The organism is Meiothermus rufus DSM 22234 (assembly GCF_000423425.1).
In the GTDB taxonomy this organism is placed as follows: domain Bacteria; phylum Deinococcota; class Deinococci; order Deinococcales; family Thermaceae; genus Meiothermus; species Meiothermus rufus.
Window position 1 is genome coordinate 1 of record NZ_AUHY01000008.1, and the last position, 23575, is coordinate 23575.

The window sequence follows — 23575 nt, forward strand, 5'->3', positions numbered from 1 at the left end:
CCCATAATGCTCGACCTGCACGACAAGAAGGTGCTCTTCATAGGCGGGGGCTTTGAAACGGAGAGCAAGGTACTTCGGCTGCTGGAAGCGGGGGCCCTAGTGACGTTGCTCTCCCCTCTGGCCCACCCTGCCCTAGAAGCCCCCCCCGCCCCGGAGCGGCTGACCTGGCTGCGGCGAGGCTACCAGCAAGGCGACCTGGCGGGCTTCCAGCTCTGCTTCGCCCACCCCCCCGACCGTTCGCTCAACACGCTCATCGCCCAGGAGGCTCGTGAACGGGAGGTGTGGCTCAACGCGGTGGATGACCCAGCCCACTGCGACTTCATCCTGCCCGCCGTGCATCAGCAAGGCGATCTGCTTATCGCCATCTCCACCAGCGGGGTAGCCCCGGCCCTAGGGGTGCGCATCCGGCAAAGGCTGGCCCAGGAGTATGGCCCGGCCTACGCCGAGTACCTCCGGCTCCTGCGAACCTTCCGCCCCCTGGTGCAGCAAACCTACCCCCACGACTTCGAGGCCCGCAAGGCCGCCTGGTACCGCCTGGTGGACAGCCCAGCCCTGGAGCACCTAGCCCAGGGGGAGGTGGAAACTGCCCGACAGCGGCTGCTCGAGGCCCTCCATAACCAGGCTACGCCGGAGGTGGCCTTGTGAAACGGGGCAGGGTGTACCTGGTAGGGGCCGGCCCAGGTGACCCTGAGCTGCTAACCCTCCGGGCCCTACAGGTGTTGCAGGAAGCCGAGGTGGTGCTCTACGACCGCCTGGTCAGCCCCGCAGTGCTGGAGCTAATCCACCCCCTGGCCGAACGGGTCTACGTGGGCAAGGAACCCGGTGAGCAAAGCGGAGTGCAGCAGCGCATCTTCCAGCTACTGCTCCACTACGCCCACTCCGGGCACAGGGTGGTTCGGCTCAAAGGGGGCGATCCCATGGTCTACGGCCGTGGGGGGGAGGAGTGGCTGTTTCTGGCCCAGCAAGGCATCGAGGTTGAGTTAGTGCCTGGCCTCAGCGCTGCCCTGGCCCTACCCGGCCTAGCCGGCATCCCCCTCACCTTGCGCGGGGTAGCCAGAGGGTTTGCGGTGATCTCGGGGCATACCCAAGACGGGGTTCTGCCCGATCTCACCGCATACGCCCGGGTGGACACCCTGGTGGTGCTGATGGGGGTGGCGGGGCGGGCCCAGATCGCCCAAAATCTCATCAAGGTCGGGCGAAACCCCGAAGAACCGAGCGCCTTCATCGAAAAGGGGGCCACCCCTGAAGAACGGGTGGTGCTGTCCTCCCTAGATGCGGTGGCCAGAGGGCAAGTCAGAGTGCAGGCCCCCGCCGTCTGGGTTATTGGCGAGGTGGTGCGGCAGCGGGCAGGTTTGCTTGGTGTCCGGCAGGCCAGGATTCCCCGGGAGGTAGCGTGAACCTCCGTTTTCCGAACAGCAGGGTTCCGCTTCGTTCCCAAAGCGGCTGGTTTGGTTGAGGGGGTGAGTATGACAGAGCGAATCGTAGTAGTGGGCAATGGCATGGTAGGGCACAAGTTCCTCGAGGTTCTAAGGTCGAGAACCCAAGACTTTGCCCTTACGGTGGTTACTGAGGAGCCCTGCCTGGCTTACGACCGGGTTCGCCTGAGCGAGTTTTTCAACGAGCCACGCCCCAACCTCTCGTTGGGAAGTTACGAGCAGTACGCCGGGTGGGGCGTGCGCATCATCAACGCCAGGGCCATCGCGATCGACCGCGAGCGAAAGCGGGTGATCAGCGCCCAGCAGGAAGTTCCCTACGACATCTTGGTGCTGGCTACAGGTTCTTATCCCTTCGTGCCGACCGTCGAGGGGCACGACCTCGAGGGTTGCTTCACCTACCGCACCCTCGAGGATCTCACCCGTATTGAGGCCTGGGCCAAGCACAGCCGGAAGGGCGTGGTGATTGGGGGCGGCCTGCTGGGGCTGGAGGCCGCCGGGGCGCTCTTGAAGCTGGGCTTGCAGGCCCACGTGGTGGAGCTGGCTCCCTGCCTGATGCCCCTGCAACTCGATGAGCTGGGCGGCCAGATGCTGAAGAGGAAGCTCGAGGCCTTGGGGATCGGGGTGCACCTCTCCAAGGCCACGCAACGGATCGAGGCCAGGGGCAGCTGCGTGGCTGCGCTGCACTTCGCGGATGGGAGCAGCCTCGAGACCGATTTGGTGATCTTCTCGGCGGGGATTCGCCCCCGCGACGAGCTGGCGCGGCAAAGCGGCTTGGAAGTGGGCGAGCGTGGTGGCATCGTCATCGACGAGCACTGCCGCACCTCCGACCCCCACATCTACGCCATCGGGGAGTGCGCGCTCTACCAGGGCCGCGTCTACGGACTGGTGGCCCCCGGCTACGAGATGGCCCGTGTCCTGGCTGAGCGCCTCACCGGCGGCGAGCGGAGCTTCAGCGGTGCGGACTTGTCCACCAAGCTCAAGCTGCTGGGCGTGGAGGTAGGCAGCTTTGGCGACGCCTTCGCCCGGACGCTCGGTGCGCAGGAAATCCACTACACCAACTTTGGTAAGGGTATCTACAAAAAATTGGTGCTCAGTGAGGATGGCAAACGGCTTCTGGGCGGCATCCTGGTGGGCGATACCTCCGATTATGCCAACCTGCATAGCTTGGTCGCCAACGCCGTCGAGCTCGACAACCCCGAGCACCTGCTCGTCCCCCCCGCCGCAGGGAGCCCCACCTCCAAAACCAGCCTGCCCATGACGGCGCGGGTGTGCTCGTGCGAGAACGTGACTAAAGGGGCCATCTGCGAGGCGATTGGCTCGGGTTGCCGCGACATCGCCTCGCTGAAGAAGGCCACGATTTTCGTCATTGCTATTTGCTCGTTGTGGCCCACTCTTATCAACACTTCACTGGGGGTGAGTTCGATTCCGCAGGATTACCGCAACGTAGCCCGGGTCTACGCCTTTTCTCCCTGGATTTACCTCACCCGTGTAGTGCTGCCCCACAGCCTGCTCTACGTCTTAACCGGATTCCGGCTGGGTATGGGTATTGCTTGGATGGTGATTGTGGTTGCCGAAATGCTCGCTGGCGGTTCAGGTGTGGGCTTCTTTGTATGGGACAGCTACAACTCGGGGCAGCTCGAGTACGTCATGGCTGCCATCCTCTTTATTGGATTGGTAGGCTGGCTTCTCGATGCTGTACTAGAACAGCTAATCAGGCGCTTCCGCTATAGCTGATACCACCCCGGGTGGGGGCCCCGGCAATGCCCCTGGTAAAGAGCAGAGGGTTCAACGGGAAAAGGACTCAAGCCGACCTAAGGAGGGAGCAACGCTATGGCCTTTTTGACCATCTCGGGTGTCCACAAGTGTTTTGGCAGTTATACCGCCCTAGAGAACGTCAACCTGAATGTCCAGCAGGGAGAGGTCGTCGCGCTTATCGGCCATTCGGGCTGCGGTAAATCTACTCTGCTGTCTATGATTGCCGGGTTGAGCCGGCCTACCCAGGGAGAAATCCTGCTCGAGGGGCGTCCTCTAAAGGGTCCCGGCCCTGACCGGGGGGTGGTGTTCCAGAACTACTCACTCCTGCCATGGCTTTCGGTTTACCAGAACGTTAAAGTCGCGGTGGACTCGGTGCACCGTGAGCTTCCTGAGGGTGACAGAACCCGCCTCATTGAGAAGTTCCTCCAGATCGTGGGGCTGTGGGAGCACCGGTACAAGAGACCGGGCGAGATTTCCGGGGGGATGAAGCAACGCACGGCTCTGGCCCGCGCGCTGGCCACCAACCCTAAAGTTTTGCTGCTGGACGAGCCCTTCGGCGCACTCGACGCTCTGACACGGGCTACCTTGCAGGATGAACTTTTGAAGCTGTGGGACTCCACCCTGGGCGATAGTTACCTTAGGGCCATCTGGGGAGAAGAGCGCAAGACTATTCTCTTGGTTACCCACGATATCGAAGAGGCCATTTATCTCTGCGACCGTATAGCGGTAATGAGCAACGGTCCCGCCGCCACCATCGGCAAGGTGGTAGAAGTAACCCTACCCCGCCCCCGCGACCGGCGGCAAATGTTGGAAAAGCGTGCCTACGTGGAAATCAAGGAGGAACTCCTCCACCTACTGACTGTGGTCTACGCCAAGAGAGCTGCCTGAGCAAGTCGGAAATAAAGGTAAAGGCTGGGACACTTTACCTCTTGGTGGGGTGATGCTCCCTGGGGCTTGCTGCGAAGTATCCGTTAGGGGCAGATACCCTGAGCTTGGAAGCAGCCTCACTTTGCTTCGGAGTGTCGTCACCTTCGGGGGGCAGGCTGCTATACTACTTGGAATATGCTCGAGGCCCCTAGCAAACCCTGCCCTAGAACAGAAAAAATCCAACAGGAAGGCCTGACCTTCGACGATGTCCTCCTGATACCGGCCTACTCCGAGGTTCTGCCCCGCGAGGTGGACACCCGCACCCGTCTGACCCGGAAGCTTTGGCTTAACATCCCGATTCTCTCGGCGGCTATGGATACCGTGACTGAGGCTGAGATGGCCATTGCCGTAGCCCGCGAGGGGGGCCTGGGGGTGATTCACAAGAACCTGAGCCCCGAGGAACAGGCGGCCATGGTGCGCAAGGTCAAGCGCAGCGAGGCCGGGATGATCCAAGACCCGGTGACCCTGGCCCCCAACGCCACCCTCGAGGACGCCGAGCGCCTGATGCGCGAGTTCAAGATCGGGGGCTTGCCGGTGGTGGACCTCTACGGCAAGTTGTTGGGTCTGGTCACCAACCGCGACCTGCGCTTCGAGCGGGATATGCGCCGTCTGGTCTCCGAGGTGATGACCCCGGTCGAGCGCCTCGTCACCGCGCCACCGGGCACCATCCTGGAGGAGGCCGAGGAGATTCTACGTCAACACAAGATCGAAAAACTACCTCTGGTGGATCACGAGGGGCGCCTGCGCGGCCTCTTGACCCTCAAAGACCTCACCAAGCGGCAGAAGTTTCCCTTCGCCGCCAAGGACGCCCAGGGCCGGTTGCTGGTGGGGGCTGCGGTAGGCGTCGCCAAGGATTTGCTGGACAGGGCTGCGGCACTGGTGGAAGCCGGGGTGGATGTGCTGGTGTTGGACAGTGCCCACGGCCACAGCCGGGGTATTCTGCAAGCCTTGCGTACCCTCAAGCAATCCTTTGGCGATGCCGTGCAGATTATTGCGGGCAATGTGGCCACCGCTGAGGGAGCCCGGGCGCTGGCCGAGGCCGGGGCCGATGCCGTCAAGGTAGGCATTGGGCCGGGTTCCATTTGTACGACCAGGGTAGTGACCGGCGTGGGGGTGCCGCAGATTACCGCCATCATGGAGGCGGTGGCCGGGCTCGAGGGGTTCGACGTACCGGTGATTGCCGATGGCGGCATCAAGTACTCCGGCGATGTGGCCAAGGCTCTGGCCGCGGGGGCCCACAGCGTAATGTTGGGATCTATGCTGGCCGGTACGCAGGAGTCGCCCGGTGAGGAGGTGCTCAAGGATGGGCGCCGCTACAAGCTCTACCGCGGCATGGGCAGCCTGGGGGCCATGCGCCAGGGCTCAGCCGACCGCTACTTCCAGGACTCTGGCAAAGCCACCGGATCGGTCGAGGCCAAAAAACTGGTGCCCGAGGGCATCGAGGGCATGGTGCCCTTTAAGGGGCCGGTGGGCGATGTGCTTTACCAGGTGGTGGGGGGGCTGCGGGCGGCCATGGGCTACTGCGGTGCTCCCGACATCGAAACCTTCCGCACCCAGACCCGCTTTACCCGCATATCCCACGCCGCTTTGATCGAGAGCCACCCCCACGGGATCATCATCACCAAGGAAGCCCCCAACTACAGCCGCTAGAGGGCCGTCCCGGCCCGAATCCTGTCTGGGCCGGGGCTACCCTCGACGCTGAGCGTCATGGGGGAGGTTTGGCCTTCAGTGGCTTTCCAGGCGGGCCAGGTTTTGCTGGATGCGCTCGAGCTGGGCCTGGTTTTCCGCCAACCGCTCCCGCTCGGCCTGTACGATGGCCGGGTCGGCCCGCTCCACAAAGCCGGGATTGGCCAGCTTTTTCTGGCTCTGCTCCACCAGCCGGCGAAGCTCCGCCAGGCGCTTGCGTTGCCGCTCGAGGAAGGCTTGCAGGTCGCCCTCGGGCTGGAGGTAGACAGTGGTGCTAGGGGTGACCTGGGCCAAAGCCCGCTCCAGCCGGCCTAGGCGGGCCTCGGCCCGGCTAAGGAAGCGGAAAAGGGCTAGGTTTTCCATAACCAGCCCCGCCCCAGGCCCCTCCAGGGCTACCTGGATGGTGGTTTGGGGAGAAAGACCCAGCTCGGCCCGTAGGTTGCGGGTGGCACTGATGGTGGCCTGTAAGGTTTCGAAAGCTTTTTCCGCCTCGAGGTCGCGCGCGCCAGCCTGGGGCCAGTCCTGCAGGGCGAGCTGTAGCGGGTCGCCAGAGAGGGCCTGGTAGAGTTCCGAGGTGAGGAAGGGCATGATGGGGTGCAGCAGCTTAAGCAAAGTGGCCAGGCTGGCCTCGAGGGTGCGCAGGGTGGCCTGGTTGCCCTCCCGCAGGGCGGGCTTGGCCGCTTCCAGGTACCAGTCGCAGAACTCGCTCCAGACCAGCTCGTAGACCAGCCGGGCCGCCCGTCCGAAATCGAAGGCCTCGTAGGCCTCGCTGATCTCGCCGATGCCCCGCTGCAGCCTCGAGGTAATCCAGCGGTCGGCCAGGGTGGGGGTGTCCTGCTTCGGTTGGAAGTCCTGCCGGCTTAGCAGCACGAAGCGGGCCGCGTTGTACAGCTTGTTGGCGAAGTTGCGCCCTTGCTCGTAGCGCCGAGGGTCGTGGCGGATGTCCTGCCCACCGGTAGCCAGGTAGGCCCAGGCGAAGCGGCAGGCGTCGGCCCCATACTGCTCGACCAGCTCGAGGGGGTCGATACCGTTGCCCTTGCTTTTGGACATCTTCTGGCCCTTGGCATCCAGATAGAGGCCGTGCAGCACTACGGTATGAAAGGGGGCCCGTCCGGTGAACTGGTAGCCCGACATCTGCATGCGGGCCACCCAGAAGAACAGAATGTCGTAGCCGGTCACCAGTACGTCGGTGGGGTAGAACGTTTGCAAATCCTCGGTCTCGTCTGGCCAGCCCAGGGTGGAAAAGGGCCACAAGGCCGAGGAGAACCAGGTGTCGAAGACGTCGGGGTCGCGCCGTAGCTTGAGGTGGGCATAGCGGGGGTCTTGGTCGCAGTCCAGATCGGGGTTGGAGGGATCGGGTACGTAGACGTTGCCCTCCTCGTCGTACCAGGCGGGAATCTGGTGGCCCCACCAGAGCTGGCGGGCGATGGCCCAGTCCTTGATGTTTTCCAGCCAGTCGCGGTTGACCTTTTCCCAACGCTGGGGCACCAGCCGCATCTCGCCTTTGTCCAGGCCCCGCAGCACCTTTTCCGCCACCGGCTTCATCCGCACGAACCACTGCTCCAGCAAAAGGGGCTCTATGGGGGCCTTGGTGCGGTCAGAGTAGCCCAGGGCGATGGTGTAGTCCTGTACCTGGCGCAGATAGCCCTCTTCCTCCAGTGCGGCCACCACTTTTTGTCGGGCCTCGAAGCGCTCCAGCCCGCGGAAGCGCTCGGGCACCCGTTCACCCGTCAGGCAGCCGTTTAGGTCGATCACGCTGGGCATCTCCAGGCCATGCCGCTGACCTATCTCGAAGTCGGTGGGGTCGTGCGCTGGGGTGATCTTTAGGGCTCCGGTGCCGAAATCCATCAGCACCGCTTCGTCGGCGAGGATGGGGATATAGCGCTGGGTGAGGGGGATGCGGGCCCGCTGGCCCACCAGGTGGCGGTAGCGCTCATCGGCGGGGTTCACCGCGATGGCCACATCGGCAAAGATGGTCTCGGGGCGAACGGTGGCCACCTGAATCTCGCCACCTCCCTCCAGCGGGTAGGCCAGGGTGTAGAGCTGGCCGGGGGTGGGTTCTACGTTGACCTCGAGGTCGCTGACCACGGTCTGGGCTATGGGGTCCCAGTTCACGATGCGCTTACCCCGATAGGCCAGCCCCTGGTGGTAGTACTCAATGAAGGCCCGGCGCACTGCCCGGGAGAGGCCCGGATCCATGGTGAAGCGCTCCCGGCTCCAGTCACAGCTCGCTCCCAGGCGCTTGAGCTGGTGAAGGATGGTACCCCCATTTTTTTCCTTGAAGGCCCAGACCCGCTCTAAGAACCTCTCCCGCCCCAGGTCGTGGCGGGAAAGCCCCTCCTGGGCCAGTTCCCGCTCTACCAGCACCTGGGTGGTGATGCCGGCGTGGTCGGTGCCGGGTAGATACAAGGCTTGGTAGCCCTGCATGCGCTTGAAGCGGATCAGGATGTCAATCAGGGTATTGTCCAAAGCATGCCCCAGGTGTAGGCTGCCCGTCACATTGGGAGGAGGAATCACAATGGTGAAGGGCCCCTTGCCCTTGTGGGCGTTGAGTTCGGGCCGGAGGGGGTTTTGGGCCCACTCCTTGGCCCAACGCGGCTCCACCGAGGCTGGGTCGTAGGTTTTGGGTAGCTCTTTGTGCTGTATCATCGCGGCTCCTTTGCTCAGATAGGGGATATGCGGGCTTTTGCATCAGGATTCGATTTGGGGCGAACCTTAAACAAAAACGCCCCTGCAGGCTTGACTGCACGGACGAGGTAAATCCCCGCGGTACCACCGCGCTTCCTGGAAGGGGCTTCCAGGCCCTCTTTTGTGCTATAACGGGCACACCCGGCAGGCTCTACTGCCCTTTAGGGGTTCTGCCTGCAGGCTCGCGGGCGACCTTCGATGAGCCGGGGTTCCCAGAGGCCCTTTCAGCCGAGGGGCCTCCTCTCTTTGGGTTCGGCCCACCTACTCCTCCCGGTCGGCGCCTGAGGGATAGTATACAGCCTCGAGGGGCTTCCTTAGCAACACGGCCCCTTCCATCTTTTGCAGCACCTGCTGGGCCAGCTTTTCCAACGGAACCCGGCTGGGCAGCAGCGGCTCACCACTTCGCCGGCGCAGCTCCTCGCGCACCCAGGCATCGGCGCTAGGGTGGTGCGCGGCCAGCCGCCAGACCTGGGAGGCCAGGGCAGCCGGCAGGTGGGGCGTGAGACCGATTAGGGCCCGCAGCGCAAGCGGTATGGCCCCCAGCCGCAGGGCTTGCTCTAAGGCCAGACGGTAACAGGCTTTGCTCTGGGCGATCTCCTCCAGGGCAAAGTAGGTGCGGCCTAGGTGGTTGTAGGCCAAGGCCTCACCCCAGGGGTAATGACTTTGAACAAAACGCTCCAAGGCCTGGCGTTGCAGTTTGAGGGCCCGTTCGTAGGCCCCGTCGCGCATGGCCAGGCGGCCCAGCCCTACCAAGGCCCGGCCAATGGTGATCTGGTCACCCGTCTGATAAGCCGCTTCCAGGCTACCTTGCAAGCGCTCGTTGCACTCCTCGTTTTGGTACTCGATGCCCGCCACAGTGCCCAGGCCCAGCAGGGCAGCAGACTGGGTAAAGGGGTCACCGAGTTGGTTAGCAAAGGATAGGCTTTGTCGGTACATTTCCCGAGCCACGGCGTACTCGCCCAGCGAGGTGTAAAGCTGCCCCAGTCCAGCGAGCACCAGCCCCAGCCCCCTGGCATCCGATAAGGCCCGGTAGACCTCGAGGGCTTCCTGCAAGTAGCGCTGGGCTTGGGTGAAGTCGCCTTGCAGAAGGGCCAGAGAGCCCAGGTTGTATAGCGCGCTGCCCAGGCCCCAGGGCCATTTTTGTTGCCGGCGCATCTCCAGGCTTTGTACAAACAGTCCCCGGGCCTCTTGGGCCAGACCTAGCCCCATGGCCGCCATCCCCAGGTTGTTGAGGGCGTAGGCGGTTTCGGAAGGGTCTATATGCCCCTGCCCTAGCGCCAGGCTCTGCTGGAGTACCCGGTAGGCTGCCGCGTTCTGTCCCTGGAGATACAGAAAGCGGCCCCAGCGGCCCAGGGCTAGGCTTCGTAGCAAGGGGTGGCTGCTTTGGGCTGCCCTGGACATCAAGGCTTCGCCTTCCCTAAACCAGCCCCGCAGTTCGAGCAACAAACACAACCCCTCTATCATCTGTAAGGCTAGCCGGTGATCTTCCCGTTGGAGGGTAAACTGCCAGGCCGCCCGCAGGTCGGCGTACTGCCGTGAGAGCAAAGGCAAAGCCCCCACCTGGTTGCCCCCGCGCAACTCCTGCTCGTGGTTGTGTAGCAGCAGAGCGTAGTAGGCTGCATGGGCTTGGCGTGTCGCCAGGGGGATTCCAGGCGCGAGGTGCTGGCGGATAACCGTTAGCATGCGGTATCCTTCGGGCTGCTTTTGCAAAAGAGCCCGGTCGAGCAGGGCGGACAAAAGCCCAGGAGAGCTGGCAGCAATGGTTTGGGCGGCGATGAGGTCAAAGGTTTCCTCAAAAACGGCTAGCTTTTGCAGGGTTTCCCGCTCTGCCGGGCTGAGCTGGGCCAGGCTGCTTTCCAGGACTTTCTGCAGGCTGCTGTGACGATCCGGCAGGTTGCTCAGACCACCCTCCAGCAGCTCCAGGCCTTGCTGCAGATTTTGCGCAATTTCCTGGCAAGACATCACCCGTAGGAGGGCTGCAGCCAGCTCGAGGCCCAGGGGGAGCCCTGAGAGTAGGCGGCATATCTGGCCGATGGCGCTCCAGTCCTCGGCGCTGGGGATAAAGTGGGGCTGCACCCGTTGGGCCAGCAGGCAGAACAGCTCCGCGGCGGGGCTGCGCTGTGGGGGCTGATCCGGGGGAGGGTAGCGCAGGCCGCGAACCTCGTAAACCCATTCGCTGCGCAGGCGAAAGCGTACCCTCGAGGTCAAAACCAGCTTGACCTGGGGGCTATGGCGCAGTAGGTCTTCTAGGGCCTTAGGGTCGGAAAGTTCCTCAGCCTCGTCCAGAAAAAGATAGGCCGGTCGGTGGCTGAGATGGTGCCGGAGGGCCTCCTGTAGGTCGCCCTTTCCCGAAACAGCTAATCCCAGGGCCTCGGCTAGGCTTTCGTAGAGTGGACGGCCCTGCACCGGTACCCAGTAAACCGTGGCCTTCTGGGTAGCTAGCCTTTCCGCCAGAGCCAGGGCCAGCCGGGTCTTACCCACCCCTCCAGGTCCTATCAGGTTGAGCAAGCGACAGTCGGGCCGCTGTAAAAGGGTCCACACCTCGGCCTGTTCGGCCTCCCGTCCCACCAGCGGAGTGGGAGGGCTGGGCAGGCTGGGAATGGCCGGGTCTGGGTTGAGGCGGGCTGCCCGGGCCTGCGCTTCCGGGCTGGGTTGAAGGCCCAGCTCATCCCAGAGGCTCTGCTCCAAGCCGCGGTAGATGCGCAGGGCAGCAGCCCGGTCGCCCTGGGCTTCACATAGCCGCATGGCCTCGAGGTAAGGCCGTTCGCTCAGGGGATCGGCAGCGATGGCCAGCCGCCATAAGGCTAGGGCCTCAGCAGGGCGGCCTTGCGCTTCTTCCTGCCGGGCCAGCGTGTGCAACCCTTCCAGGTAGCTTTGTTGCAGACTCGAGCGAACCTGTTCCAACCAGTGTTCAAAGCTGGCGGTCTCGCGGGGTTGTAGGCCTTGCAAAAATGGACCTCGGTATAGCTGCAAAGCCGTGCGGTACCGACCGGTAGCCAAGGCCTCCTGGAAGGCCCACAGGTCTACCTCTATCCAGCAGGGGTCGAGCCGCAGAAGTTGCTGGCCCTCTTTGCGTAGGGCAGGCCCCAGCAGCTTGCTCAGGCGCGAGACCTCCTGCCGCAAACTAGCCCGGGCCAGCGCTTCCGGGTTTTCCGGCCAGAGCAGCGCCACCACCTGGCTACGCGTGGCCCCGGCCCGCTCGACCGCCAAAAAGGCCAGCAGGGCCAGGGCCTTACGGGTGGCCAGGCGCTGAGGCTGGCCATTCTTTTCTAGCCCCGGCGGCCCCAGGAGCCGGAGTTTGAGGGACGGGCCGGGTACGGCAGGCATCATGCAGCATGCTAGGACGGTTTGGCCCCCGCACAGCGTGGCCTAGTGCCCAGTTAAGCCCTATAGGTTTTGCAGCAGCACCACTACCAGCCAGACTAGAAAGATCACCGCTGCACCCAGGGCAAGGCCATAGCGGAAAGCAGGGGGAATCCTCGGTTCTGGCATATACGAACTGCGCGTGCGGTTGGTCATGGCTCCTCCTTGCCTCAGTAGTAAAGACCGGGGAAGGTCTGGTTGCCTCCAGCGCTTTGGGCTTCTGCTAAGAAGCGCTTAGCCCGTTCCAAAACCTGTTGGGCCGAGGCTGCCTCTTCAGATCCGGCAAACCCCAGGCTGATGGTGGGCTTTAGGTTGGGATGAAGCTGGTTCCAGGGGTATTTGGCCACGGTCAGGCGGAGCCGCTCGCAGACCCCGAAGGTTCGGTCGCCGCTAATACCTCGCAGGAGAAGGCCAAAGCCTTGCTCGCCGATTCGACCGGCAAGATCCGAGGCCCGCAGGGCCTTGCGCACCATCAGACCCAGTCGGCGCAGGACTTCCTGATGCACCTCGGTGCCGAAGCCTTGCCGGAGGGCCTCGAGGCCATCGGGCTCGAGGTAAACCAGGCTGAAGGCCTCCCCTTTTTGGAAGACCTGCTCCAGAGCGCTGGTAAAGGCGGATGGATTAAGGAGGCCGGTGAGGGGGTCTTCTTCCAGGGTAAAGTTCCGGCTGCTGAGTAGGCTCTGCTGGCGGGCCTCGAGCAGGCGTAGGGCTTCTTCCAGCGAGGCTTTGAGCGTGGACAGGTTGGGGTGGGGTTGCTCAAGCTGGTGGCGCATCTGTTGCAGTGCTTCGGCCAGCCTCAGGTCTTCTTCGCGCATGGGATTCATTTAGGCGGATTATAGGCAGGCCATAAGGGCCTGCCTGTGAAGAATAAACATAACCTAAAGGCCGCTGGCCCCTAGGGTTCAGGTGCGCTTGATGTTGCCGTTGAGGCCATTGGGGAAGAAGCCCCCCATCGTTTTGTTTGCATCACCGGTCAGGTAGACGATTTTCAAGACCTCGCTGGTGTCGCGACCAAAGGCGATGCCATCATTGTCGGCTAGCACCAGGTTGGCCCGGTTATCTTTGACGATACCCTCATCCTTGCCGCCCCCCACGCTGCCGCGCAGGTTGCTGATGGCCTGAACCACGTCCTTGACCGTGAGGCTAGAGGTCACCATCACGTCCTTGCGCTCGTGCAGCAGCAGCCGGATAACCCCGGCGTGGTAGGCCTCTACGGCCAGGATACCGGCGGCGGAGTCGAGCACGGTGTTTTTGTCGGTGATCAGCTTGGCTGCGCCTTTGTAGGCGCTGACCCCTACATCCTCGAAGATAAAGGCCCCGTGGATGAAGAAAAGCTCGTTGGCGAAGGGGTTGAAGTTGGTGATGGCCCCATTGCTGGCGGCGTTGCCAGCATCCCGGAAGGCCTGGTCGAGGTCGATGACCGGGCGATCTACGGCAGCGTTGCCCAGGGCCAGGCGGATGAACTTGACGTGGGCCAGCTCGTCCTCAGCGATCTCCTGGGCATACTCCAGCACATCTGGGCTCAGACCGGGGATAGGGCTGGTGCCGGTAAAGCCGCTGGGCAGGCGAATCTCGGCGTTGCCCCCCAGGGTGGCGATCTCGTTGATGCGCCCCACTGCGGCCAGGTAGAAAGCCGCCTCGAGGTACTCCAGGTTGAGGGCAAAGTTCAGCACGTCCACGTCGATGTTGGGGCTTTGGCTCATGCCGGGGGTAGTGGCGCAGGCCCCCACCACCCCGCCCAACACCAACCCGGTGCCAATCAGACCAGCCTGCCTAAGCATTTCCCTGCGGTTCATAGCTTTCCTCCTCTAGAACACGATTTGTCCCCGAATCTCGCCAGCCCGGAAGGCGGTGGTGTGGATGTCGAAGTACAGCTCGCCTTGGCGCAGCCGGGTGAGGTCTTCCACGCTGAGCTCGAGGCGATCCACAAAGGTAGCGCTCCTGCCATCGGGAGCAGCCATCACCTTGAGGGCTTGCAATAAGGGGCCGTTCTGTCCTTTGGCGCCACGGTGAATGTGCACCGCGCTGGTCAGGCGGGCGTTGAGGGCGGGGTCGTCCACCGGGTCACGGGTGTAGTCGCGGAAGGCCCCGGCCAGGTTGGCCACGACCCCTTGCAGGCTCAGCACGTTGCCCATCAGCTCCAGGCGCACCACCGCCAAAGCCGGGGTGTTGACCGGGTTGGGCACGATCTCCGCTCCGCTCAGCACCACCGCCCGCACCTGGCCCATGCCCTGCCCCAGGGCTACCGAACCCAGGCCCAGGGCAGCCAGGCTGCTGCCTAGACCTTTAAGAAAGAACCGGCGTTGCATACAAACCTCCTTTCCTAGCTCCCGCGGGAAGCCGCTGGGGTTTCCCGCGGGGAAGATGCGCAATCCTTCCAGCGCCTAACGACGGATAAAGCCCTGCACCGCCCGGGTGGCCTGTTCGGGGGTGATGGCCGCAGCGAAGGCCCGGCCTACTGGGGTCTGAGGCCCCTCTACCCGCCCGCCCAGGCTGATCACTGCGTCGCGCAGGATGGCCAGGTGGGCTTCCTCGTTCATACCGATACTGGCTGCAGCGGAGAGCACGGCCTTGTTCTGGATCAGGGGGATGGCCCCCAGGTAGGCCCCGGTGAAGGCGGTCTCCAGGGCCACCAGGGTCTCCAGCACCTTGAGGCGGTTGGCGGCGTTGAACTGCAGGTCGCCGTAGGTGAACTGGGGCCGGGCTACCGGGGTGGCCCGGAAGGGGCCGCTGATGGTGTCCTGTAGGGCCTTGACGTGAGCCTCCTCGTGCTTGAGAGCCTCGGCCAGGTAGTCGCGGATGTTGCTGGGGAAGGCCACGGTCAGGGCCCGGGTGTAGGCGTCGGTGGCCAGGTATTCCGCGGTGAGGGCCAGGTTGAGCACATCCAGATCGCTCACCCCCTGGGACTGGGCCAGGGCCAGGTGGCCGAGCTGGGTGGCCAGGGCCGCGCTCAGGCCCCCGGCGGTCAGCACCTTAACAAACTGACGGCGGTTGGCTTTTTTCTGGCTTTCCAAGATTTCTAGCATGGTCTTCTCCTTTTGCAACAAGAGGGCTTAGAGCCGCGGAGCCGAAGGAGGTTGAGGGGCTGCGGCGGGCTGGAGGTGCAGGTAGAGCAGAAGCTGGGGGTAGCCCAGCAGGCTCCAGTGCTCCACGATCAGCCCCTGCCGCAGGCGCAAAAGCTCGAGGTTCTCGAAAGCCAGGCGGCATCCACTGGGGGCCAGGCCAGCAAACACCCCACGGTGGGTACCCTGCCAGTGGCTGTGCAGGGCGACCTGCTCGCCCTCGGCCACCAGGTGCAGGATGCGGACCTCGAGGTCGGGAAAGCCGGCGTGCAGCAAGGCGTACAGCCGCTTGGCGTCTTCTCGCCCGCCCGATAGGCCGGACATCAGCGGGGCGTGGTGGTGGTACTGGGGGGAGAGCAGCTCATCTACCGCGCCCAGGTTGCCCCGGTTCACCACCTCCTCCACAAAGCGCCGCACGATGCTTTTGTTAACCTCGAACACCTTTTCAACCTCCGCCGCCAGTGTGCCAAAGCCGGCGTAAAAAAAACGTCAAAGGGGAAATTGTGCTGTAAAACCGGGTAATGTGACGCTAGCCCCGTTCATCGGAGGATTTCCAGGCATAATCTGAATACGAGATGAGTTTGCCCACCGAAGCCCAGGTGCTGGAGGCCCTTAAAACCGTTCACGACCCCGAGCTGCACAAGGATTTGGTCTCGCTGGGGATGGTGGAGAAAGTCGCGGTGGAAGGGGCCAAAGTAGCGGTCAAGATCAACCTGACTACCCCGGCCTGCCCCCTCAAAGAGCAGATTGCCCAGGAAGTACGCCAGGCCCTTCGCCAGATTGGCGCTAGCGAGGTGGAGGTGCAGTTTGGCGCCCAGGTGCGGCCGCCGCACAACCTGCCTTTGCCCGGAATCAAGCACATTGTGGCCATTGCCTCGGGTAAGGGAGGGGTGGGGAAGAGCACGGTGGCGGCCAACCTGGCCATTGCTCTGGCCCAGGAGGGGGCCAGCGTGGGCTTGCTGGATGCCGACATCTACGGCCCCAGCCAGGCCCAGATGCTGGGGGCCCAGGCCTTGCGTTTGCGGGTGGATGAACAGAAGCGGATGCTCCCCCTGGAGCGCTATGGTATTAAGTTCATCAGCATTGCCAACATCGTGCCACCGGGGCAGGCTATGGTCTGGCGGGGGCCCATTTTGCACGGTACGCTCAAGCAGTTTTTGCAGGAGGTGGCCTGGGGCGAGCTCGACTACCTGATCATCGACCTGCCTCCGGGTACCGGGGATGTCCAGCTTTCCCTAGCCCAGCTCACCCGGCTTTCCGGTGGGGTGATTGTGACCACCCCGCAGGATGTGGCCCGTATTGACGCGGAGCGGGCGCTGGATATGTTCCGCCGCGTACAGGTGGAGGTGCTGGGCGTTTTGGAAAACATGTCCTACTACGAGCAAAACGGCCAGCGGGTCTATATCTTTGGACAGGGTGGGGGCCGTCGGATGGCCGAGCAGTACCAGACCGCTTTCCTGGGGGAGATTCCCTTGGCGCTTTCGGTGCGTGAAGGGGGGGATGCTGGGGTGCCGGTGGTGCTGGGCCACCCCGACTCGCCCGAGGCCGAGGCCTTTCGCCAGGCCGCGCGCAATCTGGCTGGGCGTCTTTCGGTGCAGTCGTACCTGATGCTGCCAATGGCCTAGGGGTAGTAGGTATGGCCTTGGGACTGGGAGAGACTAAACTGCGCATCCTCGAGACCCTGCGTGCAGGGCCGCGTTGCGCAGGGGCTTTGGCCGAGTCCCTGGGCATCTCCAAGGTTGCGGTGCACCGCCATCTGGAAGACCTCGAGCGCGAAGGGCTGGTGCGGGCGCACCTAGAAAAAAGTGAGGGCCGGGGCCGGCCCAAGCAGGTCTACCAGGCCATAGACGAACAGGCCCCCTATGCCCGCATGTGCGCCGATGTGCTCACCCACCTCAAAGAGCTTTTCGGGGCCGGGTTGGTGCTGGAGGTGCTGGCCAGGCGCAATGCCAAGCTCCTGGAGGAGCTGGCCCCCCATATGCAGGGGTTGGCCCTCGAGCAAAAGCTCTATCGCTTGGCCGAGTTCCTCACCGAGCAGGGCTATCAGGCTAGCTTCTACTTTGAAGAAGGGGCCTGGTACCTGGAGCAAGCCCGCTGCCCCAAGCTGGCCCTATCCATCGAGCACAGTGAGTTTTGCCAGAGTGAGCTGGAGATGTACCAGAAACTGCTGGGGCTGCCGGTAGTGCGCGAGGAGCGCATCGCTGCGGGGGGACGCTGTTGCCGTTACCGCATCGCGGCCCCCAGCGCTAGCCCAGAGAAACGACCATCAGGGTAGCGGCTAGTTGGTTTGCGCCTTAGGCTTGACCCCGGTGTACCGGCTGGCTGTCCAAAGCAGCACCCCGGCAAAAAGGACCCGTAGCCAAAGCTCCGGTAGCTGGTTGGCTACCAAACCGCCTGCCGAGGCTCCCAGCAGAATGCCCACCACCAGCCCCGGTACGTGGGCCTGGGCCAGGTTGCCGTAGCGGTAGTGGGTGTACGAACCGACCAGGGCCGAAGGGATCATGGCCAGTAGGGAAGTGCCCTGGGCGGTGTGTTGCTCGAGGCCTACCAGCAGAACCATGATGGGCACAGTGATGGTGCCTCCACCCACGCCCAGCAGGCCGGAGGCAAACCCCGAGGCTACACCGGTAAATAGCAGGGGCAGAACCCGTACCCAGCCTTCTAGGGGCTCGCTTGCGTGAGGGATATAGGGTTTGAGCACCAGCATCAGGGCCACGAAAACCAGGTACCAGCCAAAGACCCGCTTGAGCTTCCACTCGGGTAGCCGGTTGGCAAAGCGCGCACCTAGGTTGGCGCTGAACATAGCGGTAGGGATGATCAGAAGGGCGGCTAGCCAGTCCACCGTGCCCTGGGCGGCATAGGTTAGCGCCCCAGCCAGCCCGGTGAAGACCACCATCACCAGGCTGGTGGCCACGGCCTCGTGCTGGCTGAGTTTGAGGAAACTGACCATCAGGGGTACCGCAATAACCCCTCCCCCCAGGCCTACCAACCCCCCAAAGGCCCCTGCAGCGAGGCCAATCCACAGACTGAGAAGATTCACAGCCCTGGTTATACCACACAGGTTAGATTTTTGATTCAAAATAGAGTTTGCAGCCAGCGCAGCCAGTTTTCACCCAGCACGTGGTTTTGCCAGGGGGTTGGCACCAGTGCGGCGATCTTGTGCAGGTCGGCGGGCTGATCCAGGCCCTGGGGGTTTTCGTATAGGCCAAAGCCCCCGTCGAAGTCGGAGCCTAGGCCCACCTTGTCCCAGCCCACCAGGCGGGCGGTATGGGCCAGGTGCCGGCCCACCACCTCCAGCCCCACCCGCTTCTGGCCACGCTGCCAGGTGTGGTCGAGGAAAAAGTTATAGAGCACCGTGCCGATCACCCCCCCGCGCTGGCCGATGGCCTGGATCATGGCATCGCTCAGGTGGCGGTTGGCGTAAGGCTCTCCCTCGCCGCCCAGTAGGGCTCGAGGGTTGCTGTGGGTAGCACACAAGGGGCCCGGGAAAACCTCTAAAGCCTGCCAGAAAGCCTCTTCATCCATGTGGGAGAGGTCTAGGGCTAGACGGTGCTGGTGCATGGCCTGCAAAAGCTCGAGGCCCAGCGGGGTCAGCCCACCAGGCTCACGGGTGCCCCCTGCGTAGCGGGTGCGCTGCCAGGCGGGCCCGATGAGCCGTACACCCTGGTCGAACCAGAAGGCCACTTCCTCTGGCTGGCGGATGCACTCAGCCCCCTCGATGAGGATCACCAGGGCTGGGGTATGGTCCTGTGGCCATAAGGCCCGGTGAGCCTGCAGGCTGGCCTGGTCGCGCAGGATGCGTACCAGGCCCTGCTCCTCCCAGCGCAGGTATACCGCTAGCTGACGTAGGGCTTGGGTATGCGCCATCTGAGGGTCGGGGTACTGGTGCGGGTTGACCCATATAGTGGCAAAACAAACCCCCACGCCGCCTTCGCGCAAAGCCGGTAAGGTGACCACCGGCACTTCGGGGTGCCGGTCGCGCTGGCGTAGCTCGGCCAGGGGGAGAGTTAGGTCGCGCCCCAGGTCAAGGACGTTGTGGGCTAGGTCGAGGTGGGCGTCTACAATCACGTCCCCAATCCTACGCGCCTGGCCCGCTTGGGGGCTAGGCCCGGCCAAACAGGAGCCTCGAGGCCCGCAGCCACCGGGCTAGGATGGCCACAGCTAGCGGAATCGATAGGGAGAGGGCCACATAGATGGCAAAAGCCGGCGATACACCCAAGGGTTCGGGGAAGTGTGGCGTGCGCTCAAGCAGCCGGATCACCAAGGGGTGAATCAGGTAGATCTGCAGTGAGTAGCGGCCCAGCAACTGCAAGGCTGGGCTCAGGGGGGTCCGGGCCAGCCCCAGCGCCAAGGAGACCAACACCAAGGAGGCCGCGCTGCTGTATATCCAGTAGCCCACCTGATACTGGAAGGTGTTGACCGGGATGTTGCGGATGGCATCGTAGGCCAGGGGTAGGTATAGGGCCATACCCAGGCCCACGAATACCAACCCCCACACCCGGTAGCGTGGCATGAGCGCTTCCAGGCGGGGCATATGGTGGACTAGGGTCAAGCCCACGGCCAGGGTGGGCAGGTACCAGATCAGGGTACTTCCAGGGAAAGGAATCTGCCAATATAGCCGGTTGGCCCAGTAAAAGGCTAAGGTCAGGCCGAAACTGGGCAACAGGATGGCCCAGGCTGGAACCTTGCGCCGTAGCACCGGCAACAGCAGGGGCATGAGCAGCACCAGCTGTATGGCCAGCACCATGTAGTAAAGGTGGAAGTAGCTCTTGCCCCACAGCAAATAGAGACTGATCCGCTCCGGGGTGAGGGGGGGCAGGGTGCCCTCGTAGAAGCGGAACAGCAGGTAAATACCAGTCCAGACTAGGTAGGGCACTACCACCGGGCGCAGGCGGCTCCAGGAGTAAGGGGGGCCACTCCGCAATAGGCTCATGCCAATCAGCAGGGTAGAGAGAAAAAGGAAGGCTGGCACCACAAAGGCCAGCAGCCGATTGAAGGTGGCGATGAACCACCAGTACTCGGAGTCCTGGGGTACCTCGCGTAAAAAGCGCCCACCTACGTGGGCTACTAAAACCCCTAGGATAGCCAGACCCCGGTACACATCCACCCAGGGCAGCGAATTGTGGACGACGGTTGCGGCAAGGGATGCGCCCATAGCCCTATGTGTAACCGGGTTTTATTAGAGCAACCCCTGGAGTTGCATGTGAAAATGGGCCTGGGGTCTGGTGGGTTGGGGAAAAGGTTTCAAAAAAGCGCAATATTTCCGCTATAGCAGAAAAATTTGCATCTTAATCTTCATCAGGATGGGGCTTGAGATCAAAGGCTTCAACCGAACTGGCTCGAGGGGGAACAACCCCGGGTTTTCCTCTGGACTATGCCATTGCCGGATGATTTTTCCCAATCCATCAGGGTTTGCCCGAGGTCGCGGACGGCCTAAGCCAGGCTGCCAGGGCCTGCTCCACCAGGGCCCAGATGGCAGGGGTGGTGTGGTGCTCCAGGTCGGGGTAGAGCACCAGCTGATCCCGGGTGAAGGGGCCCAGAGGGGCAAAACCTCCCAAGCAGGCGCGCTCTTTGATGAGCGGGCTGCGCCATAACTGGCCTTCGCGGGTCAGGGCCACCCGTCGGACGGGGTGCCCGGCCTCTTCCCGCGCTTGGGCCAGGGCGCAGTACTGCAAGGGCGAGACGATGGGGTCGTTGCCAGCGGCTACCATCAGGAGAGGAGCCTGCACCTCCTGGGCCCAGGTGAGGGGGCTGCGCTGGCGGTAGCACGCGGGGCATGCCTCGGGCGAGGCCCCCACCAGGGCCTGCCAGCGCTGGTAGGCCTCGGTGCGGCCATAACGCTTGAGGCGTTCCATCATGGCTAAAAAATCGGTAGCGCCCAGCAGAAAGACCACCCCTTTGGCCTGGGGGTCGTGGCGGGCAGCGCGCAAGGCCACACAAGCCCCCAGCGAGATGCCCACATAGGCCCGTTGGGTGGTGCCCCCCAGGCGGGGTAGGCCATCGGCCAGCAGGCGCACATCGGGGCCTTCACTTTGGCAAATCTCGCTTCTGCCTTGGCTTTTTCCCTGGCCTCGCAGGTGGGGCAGGGCTACCAGGTAGCCAGCCTGGGCCCAGCTTCGGCACAGCTCGAGGGTGCTGGCGTTGGGACCAACGAACCCCCCATGTACCAGAACCACGCTGGGAAAGGGGCCAGGGCCTTTGGGTTTGCAGATTTCAGCATACAGCTCTACATCGCTTTGGTAGCGCACCGCCAGGCGCTGTAGGTTGGGATCGGGTAGGGGCTGAATCTGCCATGCTTCCGGGGCTTTCCCAAGTTGAGGCCGGAGCAATACCCAACCCCCCAAGCTAAGAATGAGCAGCAAAAAGGCAAGGAGAACCACCCACAGGCCGCGCACCCCCTCAGTATGCCCACCTTGCCTGAGAAATCGGCCAGGGTCAATTTGAAGCCATCCCCTACTTTTGTGGCCCGCTTTTGGGCAGTATGACTCCCATGAACCTGGTCTGGCATCGTGCTGATTTGCGCCTGCACGACCACCCGGCCCTGGATGCGGCTTTGCGTGCGGGTCCGGTTTTGGGCCTGGTGGTGCTCGACCCCAACATCCTGCAAAACACCACCCTCCGCCGCCGGGCCTGGTTTTACCGGAATGTGACCGCTTTGCGCCAGGCCTATGCCCGACGAGGTGGGGTACTGCTGGTGCGGGCTGGCCTGCCCTGGGAGGTGGTGTCGCGGGTGGTGGCCGAGCTGGGGGTGCAGCAGGTTTATGCTGTGCGCAACAGCACGCCCTACGCCCGCTTCCGGGATGCCAAAGTGGAGCAGGCCCTGGGGAGGGCGGTGCGCTGGCTGCCGGGGCAGTACATCCTCGAGCCCGGCACCCTGCGCAAGCCCGATGGAAGCCCCTACACGGTTTTTACCCCCTTTTCCAAGCGCTGGTGGGCGGCCCTCGAGCCCACTTTGCTTGAGGCTCCCCAGCGCTTTTTGCCGCTGAACCTGCCCCCAGGCTACGAGCTGGGCTCCATTCCACAGGAGCAGTCGGATGTGCCCCTGCCTCCGGCGGGGGAGGAGGCGGCTTTGGGGCGGCTCGAGGCCTTTGTACAGGCGAAGCTCCCCGCCTACCACCAGACCCGCGACGGCCTGGCTGGGGAAGGAGTCTCGCGGCTTTCCTACTACTTCACCCTGGGGGTGCTTTCGCCCCGGCTGGCGGCCCAGCGGGCCTTGCGGCGGGGGGGCGAAGGGGCACAGAAATGGGTGAACGAGCTGTGTTGGCGCGACTTTAGCGGCGACCTGCTGTACCACCGTCCCGGGATGCTGACCCAAGCCTTCGACCCCCGCTGGGAGGCGTTGCCCTGGAACGATGATGCCGAGTTGTTCGAAGCCTGGCTTTCCGGCCAGACCGGTATTCCGGTGGTGGATGCTGGGATGCGCGAGCTGCGGGCTACCGGGTTTCTGTCCAACCGGGCCCGCATGGTGGTGGCCCAGTTTGCGGTTAAGCTCGCCCTCCTGCCCTGGCCAAAGTGCGAGCGGGCTTTCCGCGACCTTCTGCTGGATGGCGACAATGCCTCCAACCTGCAGGGTTGGCACTGGGCTGGGGGTCTGGGGGTGGATGCGGCCCCGTATTTCCGGGTCTTCAACCTGGTGGCCCAGGCCGAGGCCCACGACCCCGGTGGGGCCTGGCTTCGTCGCTGGGTGCCGGAGTCGGGGGGGCGGCCCCAGCCCTACCGACGGCCATGGCTAGACCTCGAGCAAGCCCGCCGCCGCTACCTGGCGGCAGCGGAAAAGGTAGCTAAACAGAAACGTTCCTAGACTAAAGCTTTTCCGCAGAGCGCCTCGCCCTTCAAGAAGCTATGCGCTTGCGAGGCCGGTATCCGGCAGCCCCGGCGATGATGCGGTGGTCTTTGAGCTCGAGCTGGCCCAGCCCGTGCTTCTGGGCTAGCTTTTCCAGGTTGCGCCGGCGCTCCTCGAGCCGGGCCGCGTAGGACATATTGGCCCCGTGCACAGAGACCGCCACCCCCCGGCCCGGTAGCTGGATCAGGGGATACCCGGCGCGGCTTACCCGCAGGTACCAGTCCCAGTCCCAGTAGTCGGCCATCTCGGGGTCGAAGGGGCCCAGCTGGTCGTGCAGAGCGCGGGGGTAGGCCGCCCCGGTGGCCAGCAGGTGGTTGTCGCGCAGGAGGGAGTGCGGGGTGGCCTGGTGGTCGAAGGGGATGCGTTCTAGCTCGAGGCCGTCCCGCTCCAGTAGCAAATAGCCCCCCCGGTAGACCAGGCCAGCCCGGGCCTTGAGGGCCCGCACCACCCGGTGCAGATGGGTGGGGTCGAGCCACCAGTCGTCGTCGTCCAAAAGAGCGATGATCTGCCCTGAGGCCTGGGCCAGCCCGGTGTTGCGGGCCTCCACCTGGCCTTGGCCCTGGTTGCGCACCCCGATGATCCGGGGGTCGCGCAGGCTGTGGGCCGCCAGGATGCCCGAGCCGTTGCCATCGTCCACCACTAGGGCTTCCCAGTCGGGGTAGAGCTGGCGCTGGAGCGAGCGCAGGGCCCGCAGAAGCAACTGGGGGCGGTTATAGGTCGGGATGATTACGCTGACCATTCGGCTTTAGATTAAAAGCCCTTTGTCAGGCTAGCTTGGTACCTACCCTGACATTTGCCTGACCCTACCCTGACGC

Annotated in this window: 21 protein-coding genes; 8 read left to right on the forward strand and 13 right to left on the reverse strand. The window is 63.7% G+C overall.

Going from position 1 to position 23575, the window contains the following annotated elements:
- The 5 genes from G552_RS0101975 to guaB all read left to right on the forward strand — a co-directional run.
- Positions 1-645 (forward strand): precorrin-2 dehydrogenase/sirohydrochlorin ferrochelatase family protein (locus tag G552_RS0101975; RefSeq protein ID WP_245575082.1); only part of this gene is annotated, 645 nt, incomplete at its 5' end.
- Entirely contained in the window at positions 642-1397 is a 756-nt protein-coding gene (gene cobA, locus G552_RS0101980) for a uroporphyrinogen-III C-methyltransferase (RefSeq protein ID WP_027881489.1), read from the forward strand. The genes G552_RS0101975 and cobA, both read left to right, overlap by 4 nt.
- Before the next feature lie 69 nt (positions 1398-1466).
- A complete protein-coding gene (locus G552_RS14590; RefSeq protein WP_084640351.1) occupies positions 1467-3170 on the forward strand; it encodes an FAD-dependent oxidoreductase in 1704 nt (567 codons plus the stop codon).
- 96 nt (positions 3171-3266) lie between these two features.
- Entirely contained in the window at positions 3267-4079 is an 813-nt protein-coding gene (locus G552_RS0101990; RefSeq protein ID WP_027881490.1) for an ABC transporter ATP-binding protein, read from the forward strand.
- Between the two features lie 174 nt (positions 4080-4253).
- Complete coding sequence (gene guaB, locus G552_RS0101995; protein ID WP_051195641.1) at positions 4254-5768, forward strand: IMP dehydrogenase; 1515 nt, start codon at positions 4254-4256, stop codon at positions 5766-5768.
- A 75-nt stretch (positions 5769-5843) separates the two neighbouring features.
- On the opposite strand, the gene G552_RS0102000 is transcribed toward guaB, so the two are convergent.
- The 8 genes from G552_RS0102000 to G552_RS14595 form a co-directional block, all read right to left on the reverse strand.
- Positions 5844-8453, reverse strand: a complete 2610-nt coding sequence (locus G552_RS0102000) for a valine--tRNA ligase (protein ID WP_027881492.1) — start codon at positions 8451-8453, stop codon at positions 5844-5846.
- Positions 8454-8753: 300 nt separating this feature from the next.
- Entirely contained in the window at positions 8754-11819 is a 3066-nt protein-coding gene (locus tag G552_RS0102005; protein ID WP_027881493.1) for an ATP-binding protein, read from the reverse strand.
- 60 nt (positions 11820-11879) lie between these two features.
- Positions 11880-12011 carry a hypothetical protein gene (locus G552_RS16910; RefSeq protein WP_281167329.1) on the reverse strand — a complete coding sequence of 44 codons (132 nt, stop codon included), beginning with the start codon at positions 12009-12011 and terminating at the stop codon, positions 11880-11882.
- A 14-nt stretch (positions 12012-12025) separates the two neighbouring features.
- Positions 12026-12679: a GGDEF domain-containing protein gene (locus G552_RS0102015; RefSeq protein WP_027881494.1), complete on the reverse strand. Its 654-nt coding sequence runs from the start codon at positions 12677-12679 to the stop codon at positions 12026-12028.
- A gap of 78 nt (positions 12680-12757) precedes the next feature.
- Positions 12758-13651 (reverse strand): ferritin-like domain-containing protein, encoded by an 894-nt coding sequence (locus tag G552_RS0102020; RefSeq protein WP_027881495.1) that lies wholly within the window; start codon positions 13649-13651, stop codon positions 12758-12760.
- 12 nt (positions 13652-13663) lie between these two features.
- A complete protein-coding gene (locus G552_RS0102025) occupies positions 13664-14164 on the reverse strand; it encodes a CHRD domain-containing protein (RefSeq protein ID WP_027881496.1) in 501 nt (166 codons plus the stop codon).
- 75 nt (positions 14165-14239) lie between these two features.
- Positions 14240-14881, reverse strand: coding sequence for a ferritin-like domain-containing protein (locus tag G552_RS0102030; RefSeq protein WP_245575083.1), 642 nt, complete (start codon positions 14879-14881; stop codon positions 14240-14242).
- 27 nt (positions 14882-14908) lie between these two features.
- Positions 14909-15358 carry an ester cyclase gene (locus tag G552_RS14595; protein WP_051195642.1) on the reverse strand — a complete coding sequence of 150 codons (450 nt, stop codon included), beginning with the start codon at positions 15356-15358 and terminating at the stop codon, positions 14909-14911.
- Between the two features lie 134 nt (positions 15359-15492).
- Here G552_RS14595 and G552_RS0102040 point away from each other — a divergent pair, with 134 nt between their 5' ends.
- Both G552_RS0102040 and G552_RS14600 read left to right on the forward strand, forming a co-directional pair.
- Positions 15493-16542 carry an Mrp/NBP35 family ATP-binding protein gene (locus G552_RS0102040; RefSeq protein WP_027881498.1) on the forward strand — a complete coding sequence of 350 codons (1050 nt, stop codon included), beginning with the start codon at positions 15493-15495 and terminating at the stop codon, positions 16540-16542.
- Positions 16543-16553: 11 nt separating this feature from the next.
- A complete protein-coding gene (locus tag G552_RS14600; RefSeq protein WP_051195643.1) occupies positions 16554-17192 on the forward strand; it encodes a helix-turn-helix transcriptional regulator in 639 nt (212 codons plus the stop codon).
- 3 nt (positions 17193-17195) lie between these two features.
- On the opposite strand, the gene G552_RS0102050 is transcribed toward G552_RS14600, so the two are convergent.
- The 4 genes from G552_RS0102050 to G552_RS0102065 all read right to left on the reverse strand — a co-directional run bounded on the left by G552_RS0102050 (position 17196) and on the right by G552_RS0102065 (position 21312).
- Positions 17196-17957: a sulfite exporter TauE/SafE family protein gene (locus G552_RS0102050; protein WP_027881499.1), complete on the reverse strand. Its 762-nt coding sequence runs from the start codon at positions 17955-17957 to the stop codon at positions 17196-17198.
- A 35-nt stretch (positions 17958-17992) separates the two neighbouring features.
- A complete protein-coding gene (locus G552_RS0102055; protein ID WP_027881500.1) occupies positions 17993-18985 on the reverse strand; it encodes a dipeptidase in 993 nt (330 codons plus the stop codon).
- A 34-nt stretch (positions 18986-19019) separates the two neighbouring features.
- Positions 19020-20072, reverse strand: coding sequence for an acyltransferase (locus G552_RS0102060; RefSeq protein ID WP_027881501.1), 1053 nt, complete (start codon positions 20070-20072; stop codon positions 19020-19022).
- 250 nt (positions 20073-20322) lie between these two features.
- Positions 20323-21312 (reverse strand): alpha/beta hydrolase family protein, encoded by a 990-nt coding sequence (locus G552_RS0102065; protein ID WP_027881502.1) that lies wholly within the window; start codon positions 21310-21312, stop codon positions 20323-20325.
- Positions 21313-21407: 95 nt separating this feature from the next.
- Between G552_RS0102065 and G552_RS0102070 the strand changes: the two genes are divergently transcribed.
- A complete protein-coding gene (locus G552_RS0102070; protein ID WP_027881503.1) occupies positions 21408-22718 on the forward strand; it encodes a cryptochrome/photolyase family protein in 1311 nt (436 codons plus the stop codon).
- 31 nt (positions 22719-22749) lie between these two features.
- Here G552_RS0102070 and G552_RS0102075 read toward each other — a convergent pair whose 3' ends face one another.
- On the reverse strand, positions 22750-23499 hold the full coding sequence (locus G552_RS0102075; protein WP_027881504.1) for a glycosyltransferase family 2 protein: 750 nt from the start codon (positions 23497-23499) through the stop codon (positions 22750-22752).
- Positions 23500-23575: the final 76 nt, after the last annotated feature.

What these genes read in the sequence shown, in the direction of transcription:
- G552_RS0102005 (WP_027881493.1), bottom strand. Translation starts at nt 11,819, where the DNA reads ATGCCTGCCGTACCCGGCCCGTCCCTCAAACTCCGGCTCCTGGGGCCG.
- G552_RS0102000 (WP_027881492.1), bottom strand. Translation starts at nt 8,453, where the DNA reads ATGATACAGCACAAAGAGCTACCCAAAACCTACGACCCAGCCTCGGTG.
- G552_RS14590 (WP_084640351.1), top strand. Translation starts at nt 1,467, where the DNA reads ATGACAGAGCGAATCGTAGTAGTGGGCAATGGCATGGTAGGGCACAAG.
- G552_RS0102030 (WP_245575083.1), bottom strand. Translation starts at nt 14,881, where the DNA reads ATGCTAGAAATCTTGGAAAGCCAGAAAAAAGCCAACCGCCGTCAGTTT.
- G552_RS0102075 (WP_027881504.1), bottom strand. Translation starts at nt 23,499, where the DNA reads ATGGTCAGCGTAATCATCCCGACCTATAACCGCCCCCAGTTGCTTCTG.
- G552_RS0101990 (WP_027881490.1), top strand. Translation starts at nt 3,267, where the DNA reads ATGGCCTTTTTGACCATCTCGGGTGTCCACAAGTGTTTTGGCAGTTAT.
- G552_RS0102020 (WP_027881495.1), bottom strand. Translation starts at nt 13,651, where the DNA reads ATGAACCGCAGGGAAATGCTTAGGCAGGCTGGTCTGATTGGCACCGGG.
- G552_RS0102060 (WP_027881501.1), bottom strand. Translation starts at nt 20,072, where the DNA reads ATGGGCGCATCCCTTGCCGCAACCGTCGTCCACAATTCGCTGCCCTGG.
- G552_RS14600 (WP_051195643.1), top strand. Translation starts at nt 16,554, where the DNA reads ATGGCCTTGGGACTGGGAGAGACTAAACTGCGCATCCTCGAGACCCTG.
- G552_RS0102025 (WP_027881496.1), bottom strand. Translation starts at nt 14,164, where the DNA reads ATGCAACGCCGGTTCTTTCTTAAAGGTCTAGGCAGCAGCCTGGCTGCC.
- G552_RS0102015 (WP_027881494.1), bottom strand. Translation starts at nt 12,679, where the DNA reads ATGAATCCCATGCGCGAAGAAGACCTGAGGCTGGCCGAAGCACTGCAA.
- guaB (WP_051195641.1), top strand. Translation starts at nt 4,254, where the DNA reads ATGCTCGAGGCCCCTAGCAAACCCTGCCCTAGAACAGAAAAAATCCAA.
- G552_RS16910 (WP_281167329.1), bottom strand. Translation starts at nt 12,011, where the DNA reads ATGACCAACCGCACGCGCAGTTCGTATATGCCAGAACCGAGGATTCCC.
- G552_RS0102040 (WP_027881498.1), top strand. Translation starts at nt 15,493, where the DNA reads ATGAGTTTGCCCACCGAAGCCCAGGTGCTGGAGGCCCTTAAAACCGTT.
- G552_RS0102070 (WP_027881503.1), top strand. Translation starts at nt 21,408, where the DNA reads ATGAACCTGGTCTGGCATCGTGCTGATTTGCGCCTGCACGACCACCCG.